The organism is Bacillus sp. 22483 (assembly GCF_052044605.1).
Classification (GTDB): domain Bacteria; phylum Bacillota; class Bacilli; order Bacillales; family Bacillaceae; genus Bacillus; species Bacillus altitudinis.
This window is the reverse complement of record NZ_JBQENU010000002.1, coordinates 148575-174009: the sequence shown is the minus strand read 5'-3', so window position 1 is coordinate 174009 and position 25435 is coordinate 148575. Positions and strand designations below refer to the sequence as shown.

The 25435-nt window shown below is 40.9% G+C and carries 28 protein-coding genes; all 28 read left to right on the top strand.

The genetic code is table 11. From position 1 onward, the window contains the following. The first annotated feature begins 222 nt into the window (after nt 1-222). Entirely contained in the window at nt 223-555 is a 333-nt protein-coding gene (locus tag ACTJJQ_RS03825) for a putative DNA-binding protein (RefSeq protein ID WP_008344844.1), read from the top strand. 13 nt (nt 556-568) lie between these two features. Further along, a complete protein-coding gene (gene ffh, locus ACTJJQ_RS03820) occupies nt 569-1912 on the top strand; it encodes a signal recognition particle protein (RefSeq protein ID WP_008344842.1) in 1344 nt (447 codons plus the stop codon). Nucleotides 1913-2017: 105 nt separating this feature from the next. After that, entirely contained in the window at nt 2018-2290 is a 273-nt protein-coding gene (gene rpsP, locus ACTJJQ_RS03815) for a 30S ribosomal protein S16 (RefSeq protein WP_008344841.1), read from the top strand. After that, nucleotides 2290-2535 carry a KH domain-containing protein gene (locus ACTJJQ_RS03810; protein ID WP_012009937.1) on the top strand — a complete coding sequence of 82 codons (246 nt, stop codon included), beginning with the start codon at nt 2290-2292 and terminating at the stop codon, nt 2533-2535. The genes rpsP and ACTJJQ_RS03810 overlap by 1 nt, the downstream gene beginning before the upstream one ends. 103 nt (nt 2536-2638) lie before the next feature. Beyond that, the gene (locus ACTJJQ_RS03805; protein WP_008344839.1) at nt 2639-3025 is read left to right on the top strand and encodes a YlqD family protein; all 387 of its coding nucleotides are present in this window, start codon (nt 2639-2641) and stop codon (nt 3023-3025) included. An 8-nt stretch (nt 3026-3033) separates the two neighbouring features. Next, complete coding sequence (rimM, locus tag ACTJJQ_RS03800) at nt 3034-3558, top strand: ribosome maturation factor RimM (protein WP_007499637.1); 525 nt, start codon at nt 3034-3036, stop codon at nt 3556-3558. Next, nucleotides 3555-4289, top strand: a complete 735-nt coding sequence (gene trmD / locus ACTJJQ_RS03795; protein WP_007499635.1) for a tRNA (guanosine(37)-N1)-methyltransferase TrmD — start codon at nt 3555-3557, stop codon at nt 4287-4289. Before rimM ends, trmD begins: the two co-directional genes overlap by 4 nt. A 137-nt stretch (nt 4290-4426) precedes the next feature. Beyond that, nucleotides 4427-4774 carry a 50S ribosomal protein L19 gene (rplS, locus tag ACTJJQ_RS03790; RefSeq protein ID WP_008344834.1) on the top strand — a complete coding sequence of 116 codons (348 nt, stop codon included), beginning with the start codon at nt 4427-4429 and terminating at the stop codon, nt 4772-4774. Between the two features lie 90 nt (nt 4775-4864). Further along, on the top strand, nt 4865-5713 hold the full coding sequence (gene ylqF / locus ACTJJQ_RS03785; protein WP_007499632.1) for a ribosome biogenesis GTPase YlqF: 849 nt from the start codon (nt 4865-4867) through the stop codon (nt 5711-5713). 76 nt (nt 5714-5789) lie between these two features. Further along, a complete protein-coding gene (locus ACTJJQ_RS03780; protein WP_193804275.1) occupies nt 5790-6554 on the top strand; it encodes a ribonuclease HII in 765 nt (254 codons plus the stop codon). A 28-nt stretch (nt 6555-6582) separates the two neighbouring features. Next, a complete protein-coding gene (locus ACTJJQ_RS03775) occupies nt 6583-8316 on the top strand; it encodes a glycosyltransferase (RefSeq protein WP_242731996.1) in 1734 nt (577 codons plus the stop codon). Continuing rightward, a complete protein-coding gene (locus tag ACTJJQ_RS03770) occupies nt 8313-8588 on the top strand; it encodes a FlhB-like flagellar biosynthesis protein (RefSeq protein WP_008344827.1) in 276 nt (91 codons plus the stop codon). Before ACTJJQ_RS03775 ends, ACTJJQ_RS03770 begins: the two co-directional genes overlap by 4 nt. A 176-nt stretch (nt 8589-8764) precedes the next feature. Beyond that, nucleotides 8765-9925: an ADP-forming succinate--CoA ligase subunit beta gene (gene sucC / locus ACTJJQ_RS03765; protein ID WP_268438727.1), complete on the top strand. Its 1161-nt coding sequence runs from the start codon at nt 8765-8767 to the stop codon at nt 9923-9925. 22 nt (nt 9926-9947) lie between these two features. Beyond that, nucleotides 9948-10850 carry a succinate--CoA ligase subunit alpha gene (gene sucD / locus ACTJJQ_RS03760; RefSeq protein ID WP_242731998.1) on the top strand — a complete coding sequence of 301 codons (903 nt, stop codon included), beginning with the start codon at nt 9948-9950 and terminating at the stop codon, nt 10848-10850. Between the two features lie 63 nt (nt 10851-10913). Beyond that, complete coding sequence (gene dprA / locus ACTJJQ_RS03755) at nt 10914-11816, top strand: DNA-processing protein DprA (protein WP_041090524.1); 903 nt, start codon at nt 10914-10916, stop codon at nt 11814-11816. 194 nt (nt 11817-12010) lie between these two features. Then, nucleotides 12011-14086, top strand: coding sequence for a type I DNA topoisomerase (gene topA / locus ACTJJQ_RS03750; protein ID WP_008344821.1), 2076 nt, complete (start codon nt 12011-12013; stop codon nt 14084-14086). 70 nt (nt 14087-14156) lie between these two features. Continuing rightward, nucleotides 14157-15461: an FADH(2)-oxidizing methylenetetrahydrofolate--tRNA-(uracil(54)-C(5))-methyltransferase TrmFO gene (trmFO, locus tag ACTJJQ_RS03745; protein WP_440599963.1), complete on the top strand. Its 1305-nt coding sequence runs from the start codon at nt 14157-14159 to the stop codon at nt 15459-15461. 62 nt (nt 15462-15523) lie between these two features. Further along, a complete protein-coding gene (gene xerC / locus ACTJJQ_RS03740) occupies nt 15524-16441 on the top strand; it encodes a tyrosine recombinase XerC (protein WP_007499616.1) in 918 nt (305 codons plus the stop codon). A gap of 14 nt (nt 16442-16455) precedes the next feature. Further along, nucleotides 16456-17001, top strand: coding sequence for an ATP-dependent protease subunit HslV (hslV, locus tag ACTJJQ_RS03735; RefSeq protein WP_007499614.1), 546 nt, complete (start codon nt 16456-16458; stop codon nt 16999-17001). A gap of 16 nt (nt 17002-17017) precedes the next feature. Further along, nucleotides 17018-18418, top strand: coding sequence for an HslU--HslV peptidase ATPase subunit (gene hslU / locus ACTJJQ_RS03730; RefSeq protein ID WP_039166692.1), 1401 nt, complete (start codon nt 17018-17020; stop codon nt 18416-18418). Nucleotides 18419-18452: 34 nt separating this feature from the next. Continuing rightward, nucleotides 18453-19232: a GTP-sensing pleiotropic transcriptional regulator CodY gene (codY, locus tag ACTJJQ_RS03725; RefSeq protein WP_007499612.1), complete on the top strand. Its 780-nt coding sequence runs from the start codon at nt 18453-18455 to the stop codon at nt 19230-19232. 290 nt (nt 19233-19522) lie between these two features. Then, nucleotides 19523-19912 carry a flagellar basal body rod protein FlgB gene (gene flgB / locus ACTJJQ_RS03720; protein WP_017359092.1) on the top strand — a complete coding sequence of 130 codons (390 nt, stop codon included), beginning with the start codon at nt 19523-19525 and terminating at the stop codon, nt 19910-19912. Then, a complete protein-coding gene (flgC, locus tag ACTJJQ_RS03715; protein WP_007499610.1) occupies nt 19912-20364 on the top strand; it encodes a flagellar basal body rod protein FlgC in 453 nt (150 codons plus the stop codon). Before flgB ends, flgC begins: the two co-directional genes overlap by 1 nt. Before the next feature lie 11 nt (nt 20365-20375). Next, entirely contained in the window at nt 20376-20693 is a 318-nt protein-coding gene (gene fliE / locus ACTJJQ_RS03710; RefSeq protein WP_007499609.1) for a flagellar hook-basal body complex protein FliE, read from the top strand. Nucleotides 20694-20743: 50 nt separating this feature from the next. Beyond that, nucleotides 20744-22336, top strand: coding sequence for a flagellar basal-body MS-ring/collar protein FliF (gene fliF / locus ACTJJQ_RS03705; protein ID WP_024720350.1), 1593 nt, complete (start codon nt 20744-20746; stop codon nt 22334-22336). An 11-nt stretch (nt 22337-22347) separates the two neighbouring features. Further along, nucleotides 22348-23364: a flagellar motor switch protein FliG gene (gene fliG / locus ACTJJQ_RS03700; protein ID WP_008344808.1), complete on the top strand. Its 1017-nt coding sequence runs from the start codon at nt 22348-22350 to the stop codon at nt 23362-23364. After that, nucleotides 23357-24121 carry a flagellar assembly protein FliH gene (fliH, locus tag ACTJJQ_RS03695; RefSeq protein WP_017367245.1) on the top strand — a complete coding sequence of 255 codons (765 nt, stop codon included), beginning with the start codon at nt 23357-23359 and terminating at the stop codon, nt 24119-24121. The genes fliG and fliH overlap by 8 nt, the downstream gene beginning before the upstream one ends. Then, nucleotides 24118-25434, top strand: coding sequence for a flagellar protein export ATPase FliI (gene fliI, locus ACTJJQ_RS03690; RefSeq protein ID WP_008344803.1), 1317 nt, complete (start codon nt 24118-24120; stop codon nt 25432-25434). Before fliH ends, fliI begins: the two co-directional genes overlap by 4 nt. Nucleotide 25435 lies beyond the last annotated feature (1 nt).

Below are 25435 nucleotides of genomic sequence, written 5' to 3'. Positions count from 1 at the left end.
TAGACTGCAAAGGTTTTCTATCACGCTGAAAAGAAGACAAAGTGCTAAAATCAAGTTCATTTTAGCCCTTTGTCAACAATCTGGGGATGCCGGCAAAACTGCCGGCATTTTTATTTATATATCGCCGCAGGAAGTGACAAGATAAAAACTTGACACATAGATTAGAACCGTGTAAACTTAGTTGTTGTAAAGGGAATGAACTTAACAAAGGGGAGAGAGCCCATGACGCTTGAAAAAACAACGAGAATGAACTACTTGTTTGATTTCTATCAATCGTTGTTGACCGCAAAACAAAAGAGCTACATGTCGCTTTACTACCTAGACGATTTTTCCCTCGGTGAAATTGCGGATGAATATGAAGTATCAAGACAGGCTGTTTATGATAATATTAAACGGACTGAAGCGATGCTTGAACAATATGAAGAAAAGCTGCTCTTGTTTAAGAAATTTAAAGAGCGTAAAGAACTTCTCACAAAAATGAGAGAGCTTGTAGCAGATTCCGCGCAAAAGGAAGAAGCAGAAGCTTTAATTGAATCGCTTGAGAAATTAGATTAGGAGGCGGCACAGTATGGCATTTGAAGGATTAGCCGACCGACTGCAGCAGACGATTTCAAAAATCCGCGGCAAAGGAAAAGTGTCAGAGCAAGATGTAAAAGAAATGATGCGCGAGGTACGCCTTGCCCTTCTTGAAGCTGACGTCAATTTTAAAGTAGTCAAAGACTTTGTGAAAAAAGTAAGCGAGCGGGCAGTTGGACAAGAGGTCATGCAAAGTCTTACCCCAGGACAACAGGTCATTAAAGTTGTAAAAGAAGAACTCACTGAATTAATGGGCGGGGAAGAGAGTAAAATCGCTGTAGCGAAAAAATCTCCAACTGTCATTATGATGGTTGGTCTTCAAGGGGCAGGTAAAACGACCACAACTGGAAAGCTTGCCAACTTACTTCGCAAAAAACATAATCGCAAGCCGATGATGGTGGCCGCTGATATTTACAGACCAGCAGCGATTCAGCAGCTTCAAACGCTTGGGAAACAGCTTGATATGCCCGTATTCTCATTAGGTGATCAAGTTAGTCCTGTCGAAATTGCCAAACAGGCAATTGAAAAAGCGAAAGAAGAACATCACGATTATGTCATTTTAGATACAGCAGGACGTCTTCATATTGATGAAGACTTGATGGATGAACTTCAGAAAGTAAAAGAAGTCGCAAATCCAGAAGAGATTTTCCTCGTTGTTGACTCGATGACTGGTCAAGATGCTGTCAATGTCGCAAAAAGCTTTAATGAACAGCTTGGTTTAACAGGTGTTGTTCTGACAAAACTAGACGGTGATACGCGAGGCGGGGCAGCACTTTCAATTCGTGCAGTCACAAATACGCCGATTAAATTCGCCGCACTAGGTGAAAAGCTTGATGCAATTGAACCATTCCACCCGGAGCGGATGGCATCGAGAATTCTTGGCATGGGAGATGTGCTCACGCTTATTGAAAAAGCACAAGCAAACGTTGACCAAGATAAAGCGAAAGAGCTTGAACAAAAAATGCGGACAATGAGCTTCACGCTCGATGATTTCCTCGAGCAGCTTGGGCAGGTTCGCAACATGGGTCCACTTGATGAACTGATCCAAATGATGCCGGGAGCCGGTAAAATGAAAGGGCTCAAAAACGTCCAAGTAGACGAAAAGCAGCTCAATCACATCGAAGCGATCATTAAATCAATGACGACCGAAGAAAAAGAACAGCCAGAGGTCATCAATGCAAGCCGAAGAAAACGGATTGCAAAAGGAAGCGGAACATCTGTACAGGAAGTCAATCGCCTTTTAAAACAATTTGACGAAATGAAAAAGATGATGAAGCAAATGACCAACATGTCCAAAGGAAAGAAAAAAGGCGGCTTTAAATTACCATTTATGTAATTGGTTATACATGATAAAACCGTTGTTAAGAAAAAACACTTTACAAACCCTTTTATCATTGTTAATATACTATCTTGTTGAAATATTTTCGGAGGTGCTAGTAAAATGGCAGTAAAAATTCGTTTAAAACGTATGGGAGCAAAAAAATCTCCTTTCTATCGTATTGTTGTAGCAGATTCTCGTTCACCACGTGACGGTCGTTTCATCGAAACAGTTGGAACTTACAACCCAGTGGTATCACCAGCTGAGGTGAAAATCAACGAAGAATTAGCGCTTAAATGGCTTCAAAATGGTGCGAAACCATCTGATACAGTTCGTAACCTTTTCTCAAGCCAAGGAATTCTTGAAAAATTTCATAATGCGAAAAACAGCAAATAATGAATGAGCTGTCCTTGGAAGAATTGATTGTGTCCATCGTCGAGCCACTTGTTGATTTCCCTGAAGATATTCACGTATCTTCATTAGAAAAAGATGAGCAGGTCATTTACACACTGTCTGTCAATGCTGAAGATACCGGAAAAGTGATCGGAAAGCAGGGACGTACAGCTAAAGCGATACGAACAGTCATGTTTGCAGCAAGTGCAGAGTCTTCTAAGAAAGTTCAACTTGAGATTGCTGACTAAAAAGGGAGAGGGCTTAGGACCTCCCCTTTTTTTACACGTTTAAATCTATTTTTCGTTATACTGTAGAGGACAAATGCCTTCGGATAGGGGGACAAAAAGGAAGATGCAGATCATTCAACATGTCACCGTTATGCAAGTATTAACTGAAAGCAGTAAGGACAAACTGTTAACGACTTTTTTGGAGAAAAAAGAAAGACTAGAACGTGAGTGCAATCAACTATATTTTCAACTAAAAAAGCATGAAAAAGAACCGCATCAGCAAGAAGCCATCCCTCAATTTCAAAAAGCCATTGAAAAAAGACAAGAGAAAATGAGGCAAATTGATTTTCAAGTCGAGCAGCTTCATATCTTGCCTCTTGGCAGTGAAATGAAAGAAACAGAAGTGGATGCGCTGATTGAAGTAAAAATAGGTGATAAATGGGATGACAAAATGCAAGACAATGTCATCGTCGTGAAAGACGGCACCATTGTGGAAATACGTCAGGGGTGATTGAGAACATGGAGCTAGAATGGTTGAATGTCGGAAAGATCGTCAATACACATGGAGTGCGCGGAGAAGTACGTGTTGTGTCAAAGACTGATTTCCCAGAGGAACGCTACAAAAAAGGCAGCGTCCTTTATATTTTCAAACAAAATCAAAAAGAACCGCTAAAAGTGACTGTCGCATCACATAGACAGCACAAACAATTTGATTTACTGACATTTGAAGAAGTTGGCTCGTTAAATGAAGCTGAGCAATTAAAAGAGTCGATTTTAAAAGTAGAAAAAGAACATCTTGGTTCATTAGATGAAGGGGAATTCTATTTCCACGAAATCATCGGCTGTGAAGTATATGATGAAGAGGACAAACTGATTGGTCAAATCAAAGAGATTTTAACGCCAGGGGCAAATGATGTATGGGTGGTTGGAAGAAAAGGCAAAAAAGATGCCCTCATCCCTTATATTCCATCTGTCGTCAAAACAGTTGATATTTCATCCAAGAAAGTACACATTGAAGTGATGGAAGGACTCATTGACGAATGAAAATTGACTTTTTAACACTGTTTCCTGAAATGTTTGAAGGAGTGCTTCACTCATCGATCTTAAAAAAAGCTCAGGAAAAAGATGCGGTCTCGTTTGATGTCGTGAATTTTAGGGAGTATTCCGATCATAAACATAAAACAGTGGATGACTATCCGTATGGCGGCGGTGCTGGCATGGTTCTGAAAGCACAGCCTGTATTTGATGCGGTAGAAGATTTAACGAAAAAAGCAAACAAGAAGCCCCGCATTATTCTTGTCTGTCCTCAAGGAGAAAGATATACACAAAAGAAAGCAGAAGAGCTTGCAAAAGAAGAGCATCTTATGTTCATTTGCGGCCACTATGAAGGCTACGATGAGCGCATCAGGGAGCATCTTGTCACAGATGAAATCTCAATCGGAGATTTCGTTCTCACAGGCGGAGAGCTGCCGGCGATGATGATTGCAGACAGTGTGGTCAGGCTTTTGCCTCATGTGCTTGGAAAAGAAGCGTCTCATATCGAAGATTCATTTAGTACAGGTCTGCTTGAGCATCCGCACTATACAAGACCAGCTGATTATAAAGGATTGAAAGTACCAGATGTGCTTCTCTCTGGAAATCATGCCAAAATTGAAGAGTGGCGGCGTAAAGAATCGTTGAAGCGAACCTATACAAGACGGCCAGATTTGATCGATTCTTGCAAAACATTAACGGATGAAGAAAAAAGATGGCTTTGGCAGCTTCATAATGACTAGATTGTATTGCACAAGGTATACAGGTGTGGTATGATACTACTTGTGACTTGGACGGCTTGCCGATTCAAGTTTGAAAACGATGTTCCGCTGCAATGAAGAAAGAGGACATGAGCATCTGTTGGAAGGAGTTGAAAACGATGCAACAATTGATTGAAGAAATCACAAAAGAACAATTACGCACTGATCTTCCTGCGTTCCGTCCTGGTGACACTTTACGTGTACACGTGAAAGTTGTCGAGGGTACTCGTGAGCGTATCCAGATCTTTGAAGGTGTTGTAATTAAGCGTCGTGGTGGTGGAATCAGCGAAACTTTCACAGTTCGTAAGATCTCTTACGGTGTAGGCGTTGAGCGTACATTCCCTGTACACACACCAAAAATCGCTAAGATCGAAGTTGTACGTCACGGTAAGGTACGTCGTGCGAAACTTTACTACCTACGTGAACTTCGCGGTAAAGCGGCTCGTATCAAAGAAATCAGACGATAATGATATCAAAGGAAAGAGCTTGTTACCTGTAACAGGCTCTTTTTTTGTACAATGTATAGAGACAACCGTTAGAAGAGAGAAGGTGCACATATGACAATTCAATGGTTTCCAGGCCATATGGCAAAAGCAAGACGGGAAGTCACAGAAAAATTAAAGCTCATCGACATCGTATTTGAATTAACCGATGCAAGAATTCCGATGTCCTCTAGAAACCCAATGATTGAAGAAATCCTCCAAAACAAACCGAAAATTATGCTTTTGAACAAAGCAGATAAAGCAGATCCTCGTATGACAAAAGAGTGGCAGGCACACTTTGAAGCGCAAGGCGTAAGGTCACTTGCCATTAATTCTGTCGATGGACAAGGGTTAAATCAAATCATTACGACATCAAAAGAAATCTTAAAAGAAAAGTTCGATCGAATGAAAGCAAAAGGTGTTAAGCCGCGTGCCATTCGAGCTTTGATTATCGGAATTCCCAATGTCGGCAAATCAACGCTGATCAATCGGTTGGCAAAGAAAAATATTGCGAAAACAGGAGATCGACCTGGTATTACGACGTCACAACAATGGGTGAAGGTCGGAAAAGAACTTGAACTGCTCGATACCCCCGGAATTCTCTGGCCGAAATTTGAAGATGAACAAGTAGGTCTTAGGCTGGCCGTCACTGGAGCGATTAAAGACTCAATCATCAACTTGCAGGATGTCGCTGTGTATGCGCTCCGCTTTTTAGAAGAGCACTATCCAGAGCGGTTAAAAAAACGCTATGATTTAGCAGAAATACCTGAAGATACAGTTGAGCTGTTTGATGCCATTGGCACAAAACGCGGCTGTCTGATGAGTGGAGGATTCATTAATTACGACAAAACGACCGAAATCATTATTCGGGATATTCGAACGGAAAAATTTGGTCCCCTCACTTTTGAGAAGCCTGAAAGCTAAAAGACACGCAGCTCATGCGGGTCTTTATTTTTTGCGAAAAACTGCCGATATAAAGAAGGAGGCTGCGGAAAAGCCAATGTACACGGTCAAACAAATAAAAGAATTAATAGAACAACATGCTGACGACGAGTCATACATTCGTGAACTATTGAAAGACGATACAAGAAAAAGTGTCCAGAAACTGATGGACAAATGGAACAAAGAGAGAGAAAAACAGCAAGAACTGCATGCAGCATGGAAGCAAATGCTGCAATTTGAAACCAAAGCAAGAGCGCAAGGATACACTTGTATTGCAGGCATAGATGAAGCAGGAAGAGGACCACTTGCTGGCCCAGTTGTTGCGGCAGCTGTGATATTAAAAGAAGATACCGTCCTACTCGGTTTAAATGATTCAAAACAGCTATCTGAGAAAAAAAGAATGACCTATTATGAGCTCATTCAAAAGGAAGCACTCGACATCGGCATCGGCATTGTTGATGCGGCAACGATTGACGAAATGAATATATACGAAGCATCAAGACTGGCGATGGTGAAGGCTGTAAAGCAGCTCACTCACACACCTGATTATCTACTCATAGATGCGATGACGCTCCCGCTTCCTACTCAACAGGAGAATATCATCAAAGGAGATGCTAAAAGCGCATCCATCGCAGCTGGTGCATGTATTGCCAAAGTGACAAGGGACAAAATGATGGAAGAGTATGGACGCCAGTACCCTGAGTATCAATTTGAAAAACATAAAGGGTATGGAACGAAAGAGCACCTGGCTGCCATTCAAACACATGGCGCCACACCTATCCACCGGTTATCATTTGCACCAGTGAAATCTGTTATTTCATAAATATTTTGACACAAGGAGGCTGCCTGTGATGACAAGAGTTGAAGATATACATACTGCACTGAATAGTCGGCTGAATACGGCAGAATCTGTTCCGCTTAACACGGAAGGAAAGGAAAATATTCACCGGCTCATTCTCGGCAAAGTACTGAAAATGCTTGGTGATGATACAGCACTTGTTCAAATAGGTTCGACCAAAATCAAAGCGCAGCTAGCGGCTCAGCTCAAAGCCGATTCTTTCTACTGGTTCCAATTAGAACAAGAAGGTGGAGGCAGTCTGAGTAAATTAAGACCTGTTCAGCAATTTGACCAAGATCCTAAAACATTAAAGGATGCCGCAGCTAAACTACTAGAAGGTCTGTCGCTTAAAAATGGACTTGAACAAATGTTAACAGCTACAGCCTTTTTAAAAGAAAAACCGGTCATCAACGAAGCAGAGTTAAAAACGGCAGTAAAATGGATTGAACAACTTCAAGGCGCGGATATCAAAAAAGGTCTGCAAGCACTTCTTTTTGCTTTAAAGAAAGATTTGCCGATTCAGCAAGGAGTGCTCCAATCAATATTAGCGATGAAATCCCCCTCTGCACTTCATCAAGATGTGACAGCACTGCTAGATCGATTAACACAGCTTCCGAAGCAAACAGAAGCCACACAGGCTCTTACACAGGCCGTTCGTACGGTTGTAAATGCTGAGACAACTGTTCATGCAGAAAAGCTCTTATCGGTGCTTCTAGGAGCAAAAGAAGGTCAAACGAAGCAAGGAGAAAGCTTGCCGCAGCTGCAGCCTCATGTCAATCCGGCTCAGCAAACAAAGCAGAGCCAGCCCGCCGCTATACAAGGGCGGCAGGTGGATACAGTGAATCAGAACAGCGTGCAGCAATTATTAAGTCCAAAACAGCTCCCGCTTCAGCAAATAGAACGCATTCTGACAAGCATCACAAAGCAAGGCACAGACGGACAGCAGCAGCTTGATGTAAAACAACTCACATCACTGGTTCAAGCAGTCCAGCAGGCAGGGCCACAGGCTGACGCAAAGGCAGCCGTGCTTCAAAAGGAATTTCCGTTTCTTTCAAAAACAGAGGCGAACGCATTGGTAAAGGTCATTCAGCAGACTGAACCAGCATTAAGCAATAAAACCGATGTACTCGATTTACTGATGACGATGAAAAAAGCGATAGGTGTACGAGATGAAATCGGGATGCTGAAATTACTGGAAAAGGGCAGCCAAGATGTCAAAAGCCAAGAGCTTCACCAATTAAAGATGGTTTTAAATGATGCAAGGCAAGCTGATGTTCCGGAACCCGTAAAAAAAGAAATGGATCAATTATTCCATAGATTAAATGGGCAGTTACTAGTGCATCAGGAAAACCAAACAGTTAGTCAAATGATGGTTTCTTACCCTCTTTTCTCAAAACATAGTGTTCAAGATTTAACCTTTATTCTAAAAGGGCATAAGAAAAAAGATGGCTCTATTGACATTTCTCAGTGCCGTTTAATGTTTTATTTAAACATGGAAAACTTAGAAGAAACGTTAATAGACTGTACGATTCAGCAAAAAGTGATGTCAATTACAGTCGAGACGGCTCACGAACTTCAAGGGACCATTAATCCAATGATTCCAGCTGTTCGAGAGAATTTAAATGCCCTAGGGTATAGTTTAACGGGGATTACAGCGAAAAAGAGAGAAGAGCCAATTGATCCGTCTGACTTTCTAGATGAACACTTTCATAAAATCAGCGAGAAAGGGCTGGACTTACGAGTATGAAAGATTCAAAACCGCTTAGAAGAGCGGTCGCTCTACACTATGATGAAGAAAAACAAAAGGCGCCAAAAGTCGTTGCAACAGGCAGCGGCTATGTGGCTGATCATATTATTGAAGAAGCTCAAAAAGCTGGGGTTCCTATCCAAGAAGACCGTAATTTAGTAGAACTGATGCGCCACTTAACGCTCGATGAGGAAATCCCAGAAGCGTTATACGATACTGTAGCAGAAATATTTTCATTTATCTATCGATTGGATCAAAAAATGAAAAAATAAGGTAAAATAAGTGTTTTGACTGAAAAATTTATATTTTTAATAAAATAAAAGTTTGAATGTTTAGAAGGATTTTACGATTTTACATAGAACCCTAGACATTCTCTTTTTTATTCTTTAAAATGAAAGCGCAGTCTATTTTATAATTTTTGTTTCTACATATGTTGGGAGGATGGGAAATGAATATCCATGAGTACCAAGGAAAAGAAATCCTAAGAAAATATGGGGTTTCAGTTCCAAATGGTAAAGTAGCATTTACACCTGATGAAGCAGTGAAAGCATCAGAAGAGCTTGGAAGCTCTGTATATGTCGTAAAAGCACAGATTCATGCAGGCGGCCGTGGTAAAGCAGGTGGGGTAAAAATTGCAAAAACAAAAGATGAAGTGAAAGGGTTTGCAGAGGAATTGCTCGGCAAGACACTTGTCACACATCAAACAGGGCCTGAAGGGCGCGAAATAAAACGCTTACTTATTGAAGAAGGCTGCGATATTCAAAAAGAGTACTATGTAGGACTCGTTTTGGATAGAGCGACATCAAGAATTGTTTTGATGGCTTCTGAAGAAGGCGGTACTGAAATTGAAGATGTAGCAGAAAAAACGCCAGAAAAAATCGTGAAAGTGGTCATCGACCCAGCGATTGGTCTCCAAGCCTATCAGGCGAGAGAAGTTGCGTTTAAAATTAATATTCCAACAAAATTAGTTGGTCAAGCTGTTAAGTTTATGACAAGCCTTTACAATGCGTTTATTGAAAAGGATTGTTCAATTGCCGAGATAAATCCTCTTGTTGTAACAGGTGATGGAAAAGTCATGGCACTTGATGCAAAATTAAACTTTGATAGCAATGCCTTATATAGACAAAAAGATATATTAGAATACCGTGACCTTGATGAAGAAGATCCAAAGGAGATTGAAGCATCTAAATATGACCTAAGCTACATTTCACTAGATGGGAATATTGGCTGTATGGTGAATGGAGCAGGCCTTGCGATGTCTACAATGGATATCATCAAGCATTACGGCGGGGACCCTGCAAACTTCCTTGATGTTGGCGGCGGTGCAACTGCTGAAAAAGTAACGGAAGCATTTAAAATCATCTTATCTGATCAAAATGTCAAAGGGATTTTCGTGAACATTTTTGGCGGCATCATGAAATGTGATGTCATTGCAGAAGGTGTTGTTGAAGCGACGAAACAAGTCGGCTTAACATTACCACTCGTTGTACGTCTTGAAGGAACAAACGTTGAATTAGGGAAGAAAATCCTGAGTGATTCAGGCTTAAATATCACTTCTGCTGAGTCTATGGCTGACGGGGCAGAAAAGATTGTATCTTTAGTCAAGTAGAGCAGAAAGGCAGGGAACCTAAATGAGTGTATTTATTAATAAAAATACGAGAGTAATTGTTCAGGGGATTACCGGTTCAACCGCATTATTCCATACAAAACAAATGATTGAGTATGGAACAAATATCGTTGGCGGTGTCACACCTGGAAAAGGTGGAACTGAAGTAGAGGGAGTTCCTGTATTTAATACTGTATCTGAAGCAGTACAGACAACTGGAGCAAATGCTTCTGTTATCTATGTACCAGCACCATTTGCAGCAGACGCCATTTTAGAGGCTGTTGATGCAGAAGTGGATCTAGTGATTTGTATCACAGAACACATTCCAGTTCTGGATATGGTTAAAGTGAAACGCTATATGGAAGGTAAGAAGACAAGACTTGTTGGACCGAACTGTCCTGGCGTGATTACACCTGAAGAATGTAAAATTGGCATCATGCCTGGCTACATTCATAAAAAAGGTCATGTTGGTGTTGTGTCTCGTTCTGGAACGCTTACATATGAAGCGGTACATCAGCTTTCAGAGGCTGGTGTTGGTCAATCAACAGCTGTAGGAATTGGCGGAGACCCTGTCAATGGCACGAACTTTATTGATGTATTAAAAGCCTTCAATGAAGATCCTGAAACGCATGCTGTGATCATGATTGGTGAAATCGGTGGTACTGCTGAAGAAGAAGCAGCTGAATGGGTAAAAGCAAATATGACCAAGCCGGTTGTTGGCTTTATTGGCGGTAAAACAGCGCCTCCAGGAAAACGTATGGGACATGCTGGTGCCATTATTTCTGGTGGTAAAGGAACTGCTGATGAAAAAGTAAAAACAATGCGTGAATGTGGAATTGCAGTGGCAGAGACACCATCTGTCATGGGAGAAACCTTAATTAAAGTGTTAAAAGAGAAGAATCTCTTCGAAGCTTGTAAAACGCATTAATGACACAAGAAGACTTGTTCTTTGACAAGTCTTCTTCTTTCTATCTTAAACTGGAGGAATGGTATGTACAACGTGTCCGAAAGAATGATTTTTCACCGCTTAAAAGGCCTCATCTCACCCTCTTTGTTAACAAAATGGTGGAAAGTCGATCCTGAGCTATATATAAATGAAGAAACACATCATTTCAAACAGGATCGATCATTACAAAAGATCGACTTTACCCGCTTACAACAAGCTGAAGAAAATGAATTCCCCATTTTTCAACACATCGTTCAAGCCTATTTAAAGCAAAATATTCACATGATTCCCATCACATCACCTTTATATCCCAGCTCACTAAAACACATTTATGATCCTCCCCCAGTATTATTCCTAAAAGGAAACGTTACCTATTTAAATGAAGAAAAAAGTTTAGGTGTAGTAGGTACACGAGTGCCATCCTCTTATGGAGAAGCGTGCGTGAAGAAAATTGTTGGAGAACTTGTAGAGGAAGATTGGATGATTGTGAGTGGTTTAGCAAAAGGAATTGATGGACTTGCACACAAAGAGTGCATAAGAAAAAAAGGAAAAACGATTGGTGTTGTAGCTGGCGGCTTTCAACATGTATATCCAAAAGAACATGTGCAAATGGCTCAATATATGGGAGAACATCATTTACTGTTGTCAGAGCATCCGCCTTATATCAAACCAGAAAAATGGCATTTTCCAATGAGAAACCGATTAATTAGTGCCCTGACAAGAGGAACCATCGTGGTCCAGTGCAAAGAAAAGAGCGGTTCGCTTATTACAGCCTACCAGGCATTAGAGCAAGGAAAAGAAGTGTTTGCTGTTGCAGGATCGATCTTTGATTCTAATTCTATAGGTCCAGCTAGACTGATTCAGCAAGGTGCCAAGCTTGTTCATTCAACGAAGGATATTTTAGAGGAATTCTCCTTGAGTGGTGTTCAATATACTGAACTCCCATAAAAATATCGTTTGACAAAAGACATCGGAATATTTAATAATAGTGAGGATTTAAGTTTACACTTTGTTTTTCGTGTTTATAATGATGTTCATCATAAAGAATTTTTAACGATTGCCTGTTAGATAGGTGCAATTAACATAAATATAAATTTGTGAAATGGATAAAGAGAGAACACCTCTTAAGGGGGATTTTGAGTATGGCTGATTATTTAGTCATCGTTGAGTCGCCAGCAAAGGCGAAAACGATTGAGCGTTATTTAGGAAAAAAGTATAAAGTAAAGGCTTCAATGGGGCATGTAAGGGATTTACCGAAAAGTCAGCTTGGTGTTGACACTGAGCATGACTTCGAACCGAGATATATTACGATTCGAGGAAAAGGTCCAGTCTTAAAAGAATTAAAAACAGCAGCGAAGAAAGCAAAAAAAGTATATCTCGCAGCTGACCCCGACAGAGAGGGAGAAGCGATTGCTTGGCATTTAGCCCACAGCCTTGACCTTGACCTCTCTTCAGATTGCCGCGTTGTCTTTAACGAGATTACAAAAGATGCAATTAAAGATTCCTTTAAACATCCACGTATGATCGATATGGACTTGGTTGATGCGCAGCAGGCAAGACGGATTTTAGATCGTCTCGTTGGATATAAAATCAGCCCGATTTTATGGAAGAAAGTCAAAAAGGGTTTAAGCGCCGGTCGTGTTCAATCAGTTGCACTCCGCCTGATTATTGACCGCGAGAATGAAATTAATGAATTCAAACCAGAAGAATACTGGACAATTGATGGCACCTTCCTAAAAGGGAAAGAAAGCTTTGAAGCGAGTTTCTTTGGCGTAAATGGCAAAAAACATCCGCTAAAAACAAAAGAAGATGTAAAAGAAATCCTTTCGAAATTAAAAGGAAGCAAGTTTTCTGTTGAAAAAGTGACGAAAAAAGAACGTAAACGCAACCCAGCTGTTCCGTTTACAACATCTACCTTACAACAAGAGGCAGCGAGAAAACTAAACTTCCGTGCGAAGAAAACGATGATGATTGCACAGCAATTATATGAAGGAATTGATCTTGGTAAAGAAGGTACAGTAGGTCTCATTACATATATGAGAACGGACTCAACACGTATTTCCAATACGGCAATTGAAGAAGTATCTGCTTTCATTGATCAAACGTATGGCAAGAATTTCTTGAATACAACAAAACGTACTGCCAAAAAGAACGAAAATGCACAGGATGCTCACGAAGCCATCCGTCCGACTTCTACGCTAAGAAAACCAGCAGATGTCAAACACGTGCTAAGCAGAGATCAACTTCGTCTTTATAAATTGATTTGGGAACGTTTTGTGGCAAGCCAAATGGCACCAGCTGTTCTTGATACAATGAGTGTGGATCTTGAAAATAACGGGCTTACTTTCCGTGCAAATGGGAGTAAGGTGAAATTCCCTGGATTTATGAAAGTATATGTTGAAGGGAAGGACGACCAGTTAGAAGAAAAGGACAAAATGCTTCCTGATCTGAAAGAGGGAGACACCGTTCTTTCAAAAGATATTGAACCAGAGCAGCACTTTACGCAGCCGCCTCCACGCTACACTGAGGCTAGACTTGTCAAAACCCTTGAAGAGCTAGGTATCGGCCGCCCATCGACGTATGCACCAACATTAGATACCATTCAAAAGCGCGGCTACGTGGCACTTGATAACAAACGGTTTATTCCAACAGAGCTTGGAGAGATTGTGCTCAACTTAATTATTGAATTCTTCCCTGAAATCATTAACGTAGAATTTACTGCGAAAATGGAAAAAGAACTTGATAGCGTTGAAGAAGGTACGATTGAATGGGTACGCATTATCGACAGTTTCTATCAAGATTTTGCAAAACGGGTAGAAAAAGCAGAAGCAGAGATGCAGGAAGTTGAGATCGAGCCTGAATACGCCGGAGTTGATTGCGAAGAGTGTGGTCATCCAATGGTGTACAAAATGGGGAGATACGGTAAGTTCATGGCATGCTCTAATTTCCCTGACTGCCGTAACACAAAACCAATTGTCAAAGATATTGGTGTCAAATGCCCGACTTGTCACGAAGGAAATATCGTTGAACGGAAATCTAAGAAGCGCCGCATTTTTTACGGTTGCGATCGTTTTCCAGAGTGTGAATTCGTCTCTTGGGACAAACCAATTGAAAGAAAGTGTCCAAAATGCGAAAATATGCTTGTAGAGAAAAAGCTGAAAAAAGGCATTCAAGTTCAATGTGTGAACTGTGATTATAAAGAGGAACAACAAAAATAGCGGTGAGCAACCTTGTTCACCTGCTTTTTTATGTCATCAAATAGAACTTACGAAATAGGAGAGTTGTACAATGAGTCAATTTGTAAATGTGATCGGAGCAGGTTTAGCAGGAAGTGAAGCGGCATGGCAAATTGCCAAGCGCGGAATTAAAGTTCATCTGTATGAAATGAGACCTGTCAAACAAACACCAGCTCACCACACTGATAAATTTGCGGAGCTCGTATGCAGTAACTCATTGCGTGCGAACGCTTTAACAAACGCAGTAGGTGTACTAAAGGAAGAAATGCGTCATTTAGATTCAGCAATCATCGCAGCAGCAGATGAAAGCTCGGTTCCTGCTGGTGGAGCGCTTGCAGTAGATCGTCATGAATTTGCAGCTAACGTCACAGACCGCGTGAAAAATCACCCGAATGTGACGGTCTTTCAAGAAGAAGTGCAAAGCATTCCAGAAGGTCCGACGATTATCGCAACGGGTCCTCTAACATCAGAAGCACTTTCAAAAGAATTAAAATCCTTAACAGGTGAAGAGTATTTATATTTCTACGATGCAGCAGCGCCGATCCTCGAGAAAGACAGCATCGATATGGATAAAGTGTACTTGAAATCACGTTATGATAAAGGGGAAGCGGCTTATTTAAACTGTCCGATGACAGAAGAAGAATTCGATCGTTTTTATGAGGCGCTCATTTCTGCTGAAACTGTGCCGTTAAAAGAGTTCGAAAAAGAAATCTTCTTCGAAGGCTGTATGCCCATTGAAGTCATGGCCAAAAGAGGGAAAAAAACCATGTTGTTTGGCCCGATGAAACCAGTTGGACTTGAAGATCCAAAAACAGGAAAAAGACCTTACGCTGTTGTTCAATTAAGACAGGATGATGCAGCAGGTACTTTATATAATATTGTTGGGTTCCAAACTCATCTGAAGTGGGGCGATCAAAAGGAAGTATTCCGTTTGATTCCAGGTCTTGAAGAGTCAGAGATTGTTCGCTATGGTGTGATGCACCGTAATACATTTATTAACTCGCCAAGCCTTCTAAAACCGACGTATCAATTTAAAAATAGAGACGACTTATTCTTTGCCGGACAAATGACTGGTGTTGAAGGATATGTTGAGTCCGCGGCTTCAGGACTAGTGGCTGGAATCAACGCAGCTCGTTTTGTTAAAGGAGAAGAGCTTGTGACACTTCCAGAAGAAACAGCGATTGGCAGTATGGCTTACTACATCACATCAACAAACAAGAAAAGCTTCCAGCCGATGAATGCAAACTTTGGCTTGCTGAAAGATCTTGGCGTTCGAATTAAAAACAAACAAGAGCGCTATGCAGAGTACGCTAAACGCGCAATCGGAACTATTCAAACTATTTCGAAATCTCTGTAGTAAAACATTGCACGGGAAGCAAGATATGTGATACCATTTAAAAGCCTTAAAGAGGTGTAAAAATGACAGATAAACAGCGTCTTGTCCACTTATTCATTGAATATTTGCAGATTGAAAAGAACTATTCAGCTTTAACGATCTCGGGTTATACTGAGGCGATTGAAGAGTTTGTCAGATTTATGAACATTCAAGGAATAGACGGTTTTGAAGAGGTATCCTATCAAGATACGAGAATTTATTTAACAGAAGCTTATGAAAAAGGCCTTACAAGAAGAACGATTAGTAAGAAAGTCTCTGCACTTCGCAGCTTTTATAAATTTTTATTAAGAGAACAGCTTGTGAAAGAAAATCCTTTTTTACTCGTTAGCTTACCAAAGCAGGATAAGCGAATTCCTTCATTTTTGTATGAAGAGGAGCTAAAAGAGCTATTTACAGTTTCTGATGTAAATACACCGCTTGGTCAAAGAAATCAAGCCATTTTAGAACTTCTTTATGCAACAGGTATGAGGGTCAGTGAGTTATGTTCATTAAAAGAATCTGATCTTGATTTATCGATGGATACAGTGCTTGTTCATGGGAAAGGCAGCAAACAACGGTATGTACCTTTCGGCTCTTATGCACATGAAGCGCTCTCCACATATTTAGAGGATGGAAGGCAGAAGCTGAAAGTGAAGGGAAAGGATCGTGCTGATTCACATGTGTTTTTGAATCAGCGCGGAGCTCCTCTTACAGACAGAGGCGTTCGATTCATTCTAACTGAATTAATGAAAAAGGCGTCTGGCACATTACATATCCATCCTCACATGTTAAGGCACACCTTTGCTACGCATCTTTTAAACGAGGGAGCGGATTTAAGAAGTGTTCAAGAACTTCTCGGTCACTCAAATTTATCATCCACACAGGTGTACACGCATGTATCAAAAGATTCTTTAAGAAAAACGTACATGTCTCATCACCCAAGGGCTTTTAAACGATCCTAAAAGGAGGTTTTTTCATGTCATCATTTCATGCAACCACAATCTTTGCCGTTCAACATAAAGGAAAAAGTGCGATGGCTGGAGACGGTCAAGTCACTTTTGGGCAGGCTGTCGTCATGAAACACACAGCAAAAAAAGTGCGCCGTCTTTTCGGAGGCAAAGTACTCGCAGGTTTTGCTGGTTCAGTTGCAGATGCATTTACACTCTTTGAGAAGTTTGAAACGAAGCTTGAAGAATACGGTGGTAACCTAAAACGAGCAGCTGTAGAACTGGCGAAAGAATGGCGAAGTGACAAGATGCTCAGACAGCTTGAGGCCATGCTGATCGTCATGAATAAAGAAAGCATCCTGCTCGTATCTGGAACAGGAGAGGTCATCGAGCCAGACGATGGCATTTTGGCTATCGGGTCAGGCGGTAACTATGCGCTTAGCGCCGGGAGAGCACTCAAAAAACATGCAGGTGACCATCTCTCAGCTCGAGAGATTGCAAAGGCGGCTCTTGAAACGGCCGGAGAAATCTGTGTCTACACGAACGATCAAATCACTTTAGAAGAGCTTGAATAGAAAGGACATGAGACGTATGGAGAAAAAGCCGTTCACCCCAAGAGAGATAGTTGAAAAGCTCGATCAGTACATTATTGGTCAGCTTGATGCGAAAAAAGCAGTGGCGGTGGCTTTAAGAAACCGTTACAGAAGAAGTCTTTTACATGATAAGCTAAAGGATGAAGTCGTTCCTAAAAACATCTTAATGATTGGTCCGACAGGTGTGGGGAAAACAGAAATTGCCCGCAGAATTGCAAGGATTTCTGGTGCACCTTTCATTAAAGTGGAAGCGACGAAGTTTACTGAAGTTGGATATGTCGGACGTGACGTAGAATCAATGGTCAGAGATTTAGTGGAAACAGCAATCAGACTAGTCAAAGAAGAGAAAATGAAGGATGTTCAAGAAGAAGCGGAAAAACAAGCAAACAAACGGCTTGTTCATCTACTTGTTCCTGGAAAGAAAAAAAGTCAGTCTGTGAAAAATCCTTTTGAGATGCTGTTTGGTAGTTCTGATGCTGATGAAAGTGATCGAGATCACTCAAGTGAAGAAGTAGAGCTTGAGTCGACGAGAAAACGCATTGCGCACCAGCTGGCGATGGGTGAACTTGAAGACCATTACGTCACGATTGAAGTCGAAGAGCAGCAGCCTTCCATGTTTGATATGCTTCAAGGCTCGGGTATGGAGCAAATGGGTATGAACATGCAGGATGCGCTTAGCAATCTCATGCCTAAAAAGAAAAAACGCAGAAAGCTGACCGTCAGAGAAGCGAGAAAAGCGTTAACTGCTGAGGAAGCTTCAAAACTGATTGATATGGATGAAGTCGGTCAGGAAGCCGTGCAAAAAGCAGAGCAGCAAGGAATAATCTTTATCGATGAGATTGATAAAATTGCCAAAAGCGGTGGTGCATCGTCTGCAGATGTTTCTCGTGAAGGGGTTCAACGTGATATTTTACCGATTGTAGAAGGTTCCACTGTGATGACGAAGTATGGGGCTGTGAAAACAGATCATGTTCTATTTGTAGCAGCAGGCGCTTTTCATATGGCGAAACCCTCGGATTTGATTCCAGAGCTTCAAGGGCGCTTCCCAATCCGTGTAGAATTAGATAAATTAAGTATAGAAGACTTTGTGAAAATCTTAACGGAACCAGATAACGCGTTATTAAAGCAATATAAGGCTTTACTTGAAACAGAAGGTATATCTCTTGAATTTTCTGACGATGCTATTCATAAGATTGCCGAAGTGGCTTATCACGTCAATCAGGAGACGGATAACATCGGTGCAAGAAGGCTTCACACCATACTTGAGAAGCTGCTAGAAGAGCTCTCATTTGAGGCGCCTGATATTACAATGGAAACAGTGACCATTACCCCTCAGTATGTAGAAGAGAAGCTAGGAAAGATTGCAAATAATAAAGACTTAAGTCAATTTATACTTTAACAAATGAATAAAGTAATCTAGGAGGATCATTATTATGGCGTTACTACAAAAAACAAGGATTATTAACTCGATGCTGCAAGATGCAGCGGGGAAGCCGGTTAATTTTAAAGAAATGGCAGAAACATTGAGAGATGTCATTGATTCAAACATTTTCGTATTAAGCAGAAGAGGGAAGCTTCTTGGCTACTCCATTAACCAGCAGATTGAAAATGCACGTATGAAAAAAATGCTGGAAGATCGTCAGTTCCCTGAAGAATATACAAAAAGCTTATTCAATGTCCCTGAAACATCTTCAAACCTTGACATCAACAGTGAGTACACAGCTTTCCCGATTGAGAACCGTGATTTATTCCAATCAGGTTTGACAACGATTGTACCAATCATCGGAGGCGGAGACCGCTTAGGGACGTTAATCCTTTCTCGTTTGCAAGATACATTCACAGATGATGATTTAATTCTTGCTGAATACGGCGCAACAGTTGTTGGAATGGAGATTCTTCGCGAGAAAGCGGAAGAAATTGAAGAAGAAGCAAGAAGTAAAGCGGTTGTTCAAATGGCAATCAGCTCTCTTTCATATAGTGAGCTTGAAGCGATTGAGCATATCTTTGAAGAACTTGATGGAAACGAAGGGCTGCTTGTGGCAAGTAAGATTGCTGACCGTGTAGGAATCACTCGTTCAGTGATCGTAAACGCACTTCGTAAATTAGAAAGTGCAGGCGTTATTGAATCTCGTTCTCTTGGAATGAAGGGAACATACATCAAAGTGTTAAACAACAAATTTTTAATTGAACTTGAAAATTTAAAATCTCACTAATCAAAAAAAACCCTTTTCGGCCGAAATAAATGCTGAAAAGGGTTTTTTTGTATAAAAAATGAGGATTTGTCCGAAAAATGACACTCTTTTTTCCAAGAAACCCCTTACAATTCTGTAGTGCTTTGAATCTAGGTCTTTATACCTATTCGTAAAATAGATATATATTACGAGTTTTTTTTACAATTACATCATAGACTTTAATCCTATTATTTCTTACAATGAACATATGGTTTTACAAATCTCGACATGATTAAATGGAATGAAATACATATGATTGGAGGTATATGGTTTTGGATATATTTTCTGGAACGATAAGTAACCTTGAGAATGCCTTGGGCAGAGCGAACGTTAAGCAAAAAGTCATAAGCAATAATATCGCGAATATAGACACACCGAACTACAAGTCTAAAAAAGTTGCATTCCACGACATGCTAAATGATGCGTCAATCAAATTAGATGCTAAAAAAACATACCAAGGTCACATTGATTTCTCTAAAACAGGGTCTAATTATTCAGTTGTTTCGAGTAACCGTACTTCTTATCAAGAAAACGGAAATAATGTCGATATTGATCAAGAGATGAGTGAACTCGCTAAAAACCAAATTCAGTATAATGCGTTGGTTGAAAGAATGAGCGGAAAGTTCAATTCTCTTAAAACAGTTTTGACAGGAGGTAAGTGATGTCGATTTTTTCAGGCGTGAACGCTTCGGCCTCAGCATTAACAGCACAGAGGCTCAGAATGGACGTTGTATCCTCTAACCTTGCGAATATGGATACAACAAGAGCTAAACAGGTTGATGGCAAGTGGGAGCCTTATAGACGCAAGCTCGTCACATTACAGCCGTCAGGTGAATCATTTTCATCTATATTGAACTCAAGCATGAATTCGAGCGGCAAATTAGGAAACGGCGTCAAAGTAACAAAAATTACTGAAGACGAAACTCCATTCAACCTTCAATATGATCCTACAAATCCCGATGCCAATGAAAATGGATATGTTCAAACACCAAACGTTGATCCATTAAAGGAAATGGTTGATCTCATCAGCAGCTCAAGGTCATATGAAGCAAACGTGACTGCGCTGAATGCGAATAAAAGCATGCTGATGAAAGCTTTAGAAATAGGAAAGTAAGGTGAAAAGAATTGGTTAACGCAATATCTCCTTTCCAGCTTCAAACCGCTCAGCAAGCAAGTGAATTGACGAATGCATCGTCTGTGCAGGCGGCTGCACCTAAAAGTCAAACGAATTTCTCTGATGTGCTGAAGAATTCCATTGAGGCATTAAATCAATCACAGCTGAAATCAGACCAGTATACGAATGCTCTCGCACAAGGGAAAGATGTCAATCTCGATGAAGTCATGATTGCTTCACAAAAAGCGAGTGTGACACTCACAGCTGCAACCGAGTTTCGGAATAAAGCAGTCGAAGCGTACCAAGAGATTATGAGAATGCAGATGTAGGAGGTGCTGGTGGACAAAAAATAGACTGAATGGAATGACCGGGGGTTAAGATGAATCGTACTTTAATGCAATTAAGAACAAAAACAGTTGAGTTTTGGCGAAATCGATCAAAATTACAAAAAATACTCATGATTGGCGGCGTAGCTGCCCTAGCAATCATTATTACGGTTGTTAGCATCTTTGCTTCTTCTGAAAAAATGGTTCCGTTGTTTAGAGATTTGTCTGAGGCAGAAGCAGGACAAATCAAACAGGAACTGGATGGCAAAAACGTTAAATCGGAACTTGCAAATAACGGAACGACGATTTTAGTTCCAGAAAAGCAAGCAGACACTTTAAAAGTAACACTTGCATCAGAAGGACTTCCTAAAACGGGGAATATTGATTACTCCTTCTTTGCGAACAATTCCGGCTTCGGTTTAACAGATAATGAATTTGATGTTCTGAAAGTAGACGCAACTCAGACAGAACTATCCAATCTGATCAACACGATTGATGGGATTAAAGATTCAAAGGTTATGATTAACCTGCCAAAAGATTCCGTTTTTGTTGGAGAAGAGCAAAGTAATGCATCAGCATCAATTGTGCTGCAAGTTCAACCAGGCTACACGCTTACTCAGCAACAAGTAAAAGGCCTTTATCATCTTATTTCAAAAAGTGTGCCGAATTTAAAAACAGAAAACATTGTCATTATGGACCAAGATTCCAACTACTATGACTTAAACAGCAGCTCAGATTCCTATGCAAGTGGAATGGATGCACAGCAGCAGAAAAAAGAGGAGATTGAAAAGAATCTTCAACGAAAAATTCAACAGCTGCTTGGAACGATGATGGGTCAAGAGAAAGTTGCCGTATCGGTCACTACAGACATTGATTTTACTGAAGAAAAAAGAAAAGAAGATCTTGTCGAACCAGTTGATCAAGAAAACATGCAAGGAATTGCTGTCAGCGCTGAAAAGATTGCTGAAACTTATTCAGGCAATGGCGCAGCAGCTGGAGGCACCGCTGGAACAGGTGACGATGATGTCACAAATTATCAAGGTGCCGATGGAACGAATGGAAGCGGAGATTACGAAAAGAGCGAAGATCGTATCAATTATGAAGTCAACCGCATTCATAAAGATATCAAAGAAAGTCCTTATAAAATCAGAGACGTTGGCATTCAGGCACTGGTTGAACCACCTACTGCAAACGATCCGAACTCATTAACTGCTGAAAGGCAGGATGATATCAAAAAAATTCTTTCAACCATCATCAGTACATCGATTGATAAAGAATACACAAACGGTCAAGCGCTCACTCAAGCTGACTTAGATAACAAAATCGTTTTATCTGTATCAAAATTAGACGGTAAACAGCAAACGGCAGCAGAAAACCCTTCAAACAATATTCCAATTTGGGTTTATATTGTTGGCGGTGTGCTACTACTTGCCATTATCGCTCTCATTATCCTTCTCGTACGTAAGAGAAGAAAAGATGAGGAAGAAGAGTTTGAGTTTGATGAACGTACACCAATTCATGTTCCTGATATCGATACTGAGCCAGAAACAGAAGAAATGGTGAGAAAAAATCAGCTTGAAAAAATGGCAAAAGATAAACCAGAAGACTTTGCTAAATTGCTACGCAGCTGGCTGTCCGAGGATTAGGAGGAATACACATGTCGAGAAAAGATCCAAATCGACTAACAGGCAGACAAAAAGCAGCAATCCTAATGATTTCCTTAGGGCTAGACGTGTCAGCATCTGTATACAAACATCTGTCTGAAGACGAAATAGAAAAATTAACATTAGAAATTTCAAATGTAAGAAGTGTAGATACTGCTAAAAAAGATGAGATCATCGAAGAATTTCACAGCATTGCCATCGCGCAGGACTACATATCACAAGGCGGCCTTATGTACGCAAGACAAGTGCTTGAAAAAGCGCTTGGTGAGGACAAAGCGGACAGCATCTTAAATCGCTTAACATCCTCACTTCAAGTGAAACCATTTGATTTTGCTAGAAAGGCTGACCCAGAGCAAATTTTAAACTTTATCCAGCACGAGCATCCACAAACCATTGCGCTCATTCTTTCCTACTTAGATCCAGTACAGGCTGGACAGATTTTATCTGAGTTAGGCGAGGAAGTACAAACTGAGGTTGCAAGAAGAATTGCTTTAATGGATCGCACATCTCCAGAGATCATCAATGAGGTGGAACGTATTCTTGAACAAAAGCTTTCTTCAACCTTTACGCAAGATTATACCCAAACGGGCGGAGTCGAAGCGGTAGTCGAAGTACTGAATGGTGTAGACCGTGCAACGGAGAAAACCATTTTAGATACACTGGAAATTCAAGATCCTGAGCTTGCTGATGAAATTAAGAAACGTATGTTTGTCTTTGAAGACATTGTTACTCTTGATAGCAGAGCCATTCAGCGTGTGATTCGAGATGTTGAAAATGACGATTTACTACTTGCACTCAAAGTGGCAAGCGAAGAAGTCAAAGAAATTGTCTTCCGCAACATGTCGCAACGTATGGTCGAAACGTTCAAAGAAGAAATGGAGTTTATGGGACCTGTCCGGCTTAGAGATGTCGAGGAAGCACAGACTCGTATTGTCAGCATCGTAAGACGACTTGAAGAGGCTGGAGAAATCGTCATAGCTCGAGGTGGAGGAGACGATATCATTGTCTAGGATTATCAAACATGAAACATCTGTTATTCCTGAACAAGGCCGTCAAACCATTCCCTTGCAGCAAGTGGAATTCAAAAGAGAACATCACGAAGAAGAGCTTGTCAACGAGACAGAAGCATCTCAACTTGTATTAAGTGATGCGCAAGATGAAGCAAGCCGTATTTTAGAACAAGCAAATCGTGAGCTGGAACAAACAATGGCTGAAATCAATCAGCGGCGAGCTGATTTTGAAGCAGAAAGAGTACAGCTCATTGAAGAAGCGAAACAAACAGGATATCAAGATGGTTTTCAAAAGGGCGAAGCAGATGCGAATTTACAGTATCAATCGATTCTTGATCAAGCGAATGACATTGTCAGCCTTGCAAAGCAGGACTATGAAGCGAAAATCGAAAGCTCTGCTGAAGAAATTGTCGAACTTGCCTTTGAGCTCGCTAAACGAGTATGGAATGCAGCTGAGGACACAAAAGAACAATTTTTAACGCTAGTGAAGCAGGTCATTTCAGAAGTGAAGGAATATGACGATATTTCCATCTATGTCGACCCTGCACATTACGAACATGTGATGGAATATAAAGACGAATTAAATAGAATCCTTCAAAAGAATACACATCTTGCCATTTACTCGGATGAAAAAGCACCAAAAGGTACTTGTTACGTCGAAACAAGCTTTGGAAAAGTGGAAGCGAGTGTTGATACCCAAATGAATCAGTTAAAAGAAAAGTTATTAGAAGTCATTGATTCAGGTGATCACAAATGAACATAGATGTGCTAAAAGAAACGATTGAAACCGCCGATCCTTATAAACGTTTTGGTAAAGTCAATCGAGTTGTTGGACTGATGATCGAGTCCAAGGGGCCAGAAAGCTCAATCGGTGATGTATGTCTTATTCACAAAAAAGGGAGTAAGAATCATCCGATCAAAGCAGAAGTCGTTGGCTTTAAAGATGAAAACATTCTACTCATGCCCTACGTAGAAGCCTCTAACATCTCACCAGGCAGTCTTGTTGAAGCAACAGGTGAATCGTTAAAGGTCAAAGTAGGAACTGGTTTAATCGGTCAGGTTGTTGATGCCTTCGGTGATCCACTGGACGGCAGCATGCTTCCTAAAGGACTTGCACCTGTCTCAACAGAACAATCTCCTCCAAACCCGATGGACAGACCGCCTATTCGTGAAAAAATGGGCGTTGGTGTCAGAGTGATTGACAGCTTGCTCACAGTCGGCACTGGTCAAAGAATTGGCATATTCGCGGGAAGCGGTGTTGGTAAAAGTACCTTGATGGGGATGATTGCCAAGCAGACAGAAGCGGATCTCAATGTCATTGCACTTGTTGGAGAGCGTGGACGTGAAGTTCGCGAGTTTATCGAAAAAGATTTAGGAGCTGAAGGACTGAAGCGTTCGATTGTTGTTGTCGCAACTTCAGATCAGCCCGCACTGACAAGATTAAAAGCAGCCTATACTGCAACAGCTATTGCCGAATATTTCAGAGACAGAGGCAAAAATGTCATGTTTATGATGGATTCTGTCACAAGGGTCGCCATGGCACAGCGGGAAATAGGACTTGCAACCGGTGAACCGCCAACAACAAAAGGATATACGCCTTCAGTGTTCGCTATACTGCCAAAATTGCTAGAACGAACTGGTACAAATCAACTTGGTTCCATCACAGCGTTTTACACAGTGCTTGTTGATGGTGACGATATGAATGAGCCGATCGCTGATACAGTGCGGGGGATTTTAGATGGCCACATAGTACTTGATCGTGCACTGGCCAACAAAGGACAGTTTCCAGCTGTCAATATTCTGAAAAGTATCAGTCGTGTCATGAGTAATATCGCAAGTCATGATCACAAGGAAGCGGCTAACCGGTTCCGCCAGCTTTTATCCACATATCAAAACGCTGAAGACCTCATTAACATTGGAGCATATAAAAAAGGCTCCTCTAAAGATATTGATGAGGCCATGCAAGCTTACCCACAACTGATTTCATTTTTGAAGCAGGACGTTGAAGAGGCTGTATCGATTGAAGACAGCGTGAGGATATTGCTCAGTTTGATGAATAGAGAGGATTGAC

Excerpts from the sequence above, each read along its gene's own strand:
- flgC (WP_007499610.1), top strand. The coding sequence starts at position 19,912 with ATGTCGATTTTTTCAGGCGTGAACGCTTCGGCCTCAGCATTAACAGCA.
- dprA (WP_041090524.1), top strand. The coding sequence starts at position 10,914 with ATGTACAACGTGTCCGAAAGAATGATTTTTCACCGCTTAAAAGGCCTC.
- ACTJJQ_RS03810 (WP_012009937.1), top strand. The coding sequence starts at position 2,290 with ATGAATGAGCTGTCCTTGGAAGAATTGATTGTGTCCATCGTCGAGCCA.
- sucD (WP_242731998.1), top strand. The coding sequence starts at position 9,948 with ATGAGTGTATTTATTAATAAAAATACGAGAGTAATTGTTCAGGGGATT.
- rplS (WP_008344834.1), top strand. The coding sequence starts at position 4,427 with ATGCAACAATTGATTGAAGAAATCACAAAAGAACAATTACGCACTGAT.
- codY (WP_007499612.1), top strand. The coding sequence starts at position 18,453 with ATGGCGTTACTACAAAAAACAAGGATTATTAACTCGATGCTGCAAGAT.
- trmFO (WP_440599963.1), top strand. The coding sequence starts at position 14,157 with ATGAGTCAATTTGTAAATGTGATCGGAGCAGGTTTAGCAGGAAGTGAA.
- ffh (WP_008344842.1), top strand. The coding sequence starts at position 569 with ATGGCATTTGAAGGATTAGCCGACCGACTGCAGCAGACGATTTCAAAA.
- rimM (WP_007499637.1), top strand. The coding sequence starts at position 3,034 with ATGGAGCTAGAATGGTTGAATGTCGGAAAGATCGTCAATACACATGGA.
- hslV (WP_007499614.1), top strand. The coding sequence starts at position 16,456 with ATGTCATCATTTCATGCAACCACAATCTTTGCCGTTCAACATAAAGGA.
- ylqF (WP_007499632.1), top strand. The coding sequence starts at position 4,865 with ATGACAATTCAATGGTTTCCAGGCCATATGGCAAAAGCAAGACGGGAA.
- ACTJJQ_RS03770 (WP_008344827.1), top strand. The coding sequence starts at position 8,313 with ATGAAAGATTCAAAACCGCTTAGAAGAGCGGTCGCTCTACACTATGAT.
- sucC (WP_268438727.1), top strand. The coding sequence starts at position 8,765 with ATGAATATCCATGAGTACCAAGGAAAAGAAATCCTAAGAAAATATGGG.
- fliF (WP_024720350.1), top strand. The coding sequence starts at position 20,744 with ATGAATCGTACTTTAATGCAATTAAGAACAAAAACAGTTGAGTTTTGG.
- ACTJJQ_RS03825 (WP_008344844.1), top strand. The coding sequence starts at position 223 with ATGACGCTTGAAAAAACAACGAGAATGAACTACTTGTTTGATTTCTAT.
- trmD (WP_007499635.1), top strand. The coding sequence starts at position 3,555 with ATGAAAATTGACTTTTTAACACTGTTTCCTGAAATGTTTGAAGGAGTG.
- xerC (WP_007499616.1), top strand. The coding sequence starts at position 15,524 with ATGACAGATAAACAGCGTCTTGTCCACTTATTCATTGAATATTTGCAG.
- ACTJJQ_RS03780 (WP_193804275.1), top strand. The coding sequence starts at position 5,790 with ATGTACACGGTCAAACAAATAAAAGAATTAATAGAACAACATGCTGAC.
- ACTJJQ_RS03805 (WP_008344839.1), top strand. The coding sequence starts at position 2,639 with ATGCAGATCATTCAACATGTCACCGTTATGCAAGTATTAACTGAAAGC.
- topA (WP_008344821.1), top strand. The coding sequence starts at position 12,011 with ATGGCTGATTATTTAGTCATCGTTGAGTCGCCAGCAAAGGCGAAAACG.
- rpsP (WP_008344841.1), top strand. The coding sequence starts at position 2,018 with ATGGCAGTAAAAATTCGTTTAAAACGTATGGGAGCAAAAAAATCTCCT.
- fliI (WP_008344803.1), top strand. The coding sequence starts at position 24,118 with ATGAACATAGATGTGCTAAAAGAAACGATTGAAACCGCCGATCCTTAT.
- ACTJJQ_RS03775 (WP_242731996.1), top strand. The coding sequence starts at position 6,583 with ATGACAAGAGTTGAAGATATACATACTGCACTGAATAGTCGGCTGAAT.
- fliG (WP_008344808.1), top strand. The coding sequence starts at position 22,348 with ATGTCGAGAAAAGATCCAAATCGACTAACAGGCAGACAAAAAGCAGCA.
- hslU (WP_039166692.1), top strand. The coding sequence starts at position 17,018 with ATGGAGAAAAAGCCGTTCACCCCAAGAGAGATAGTTGAAAAGCTCGAT.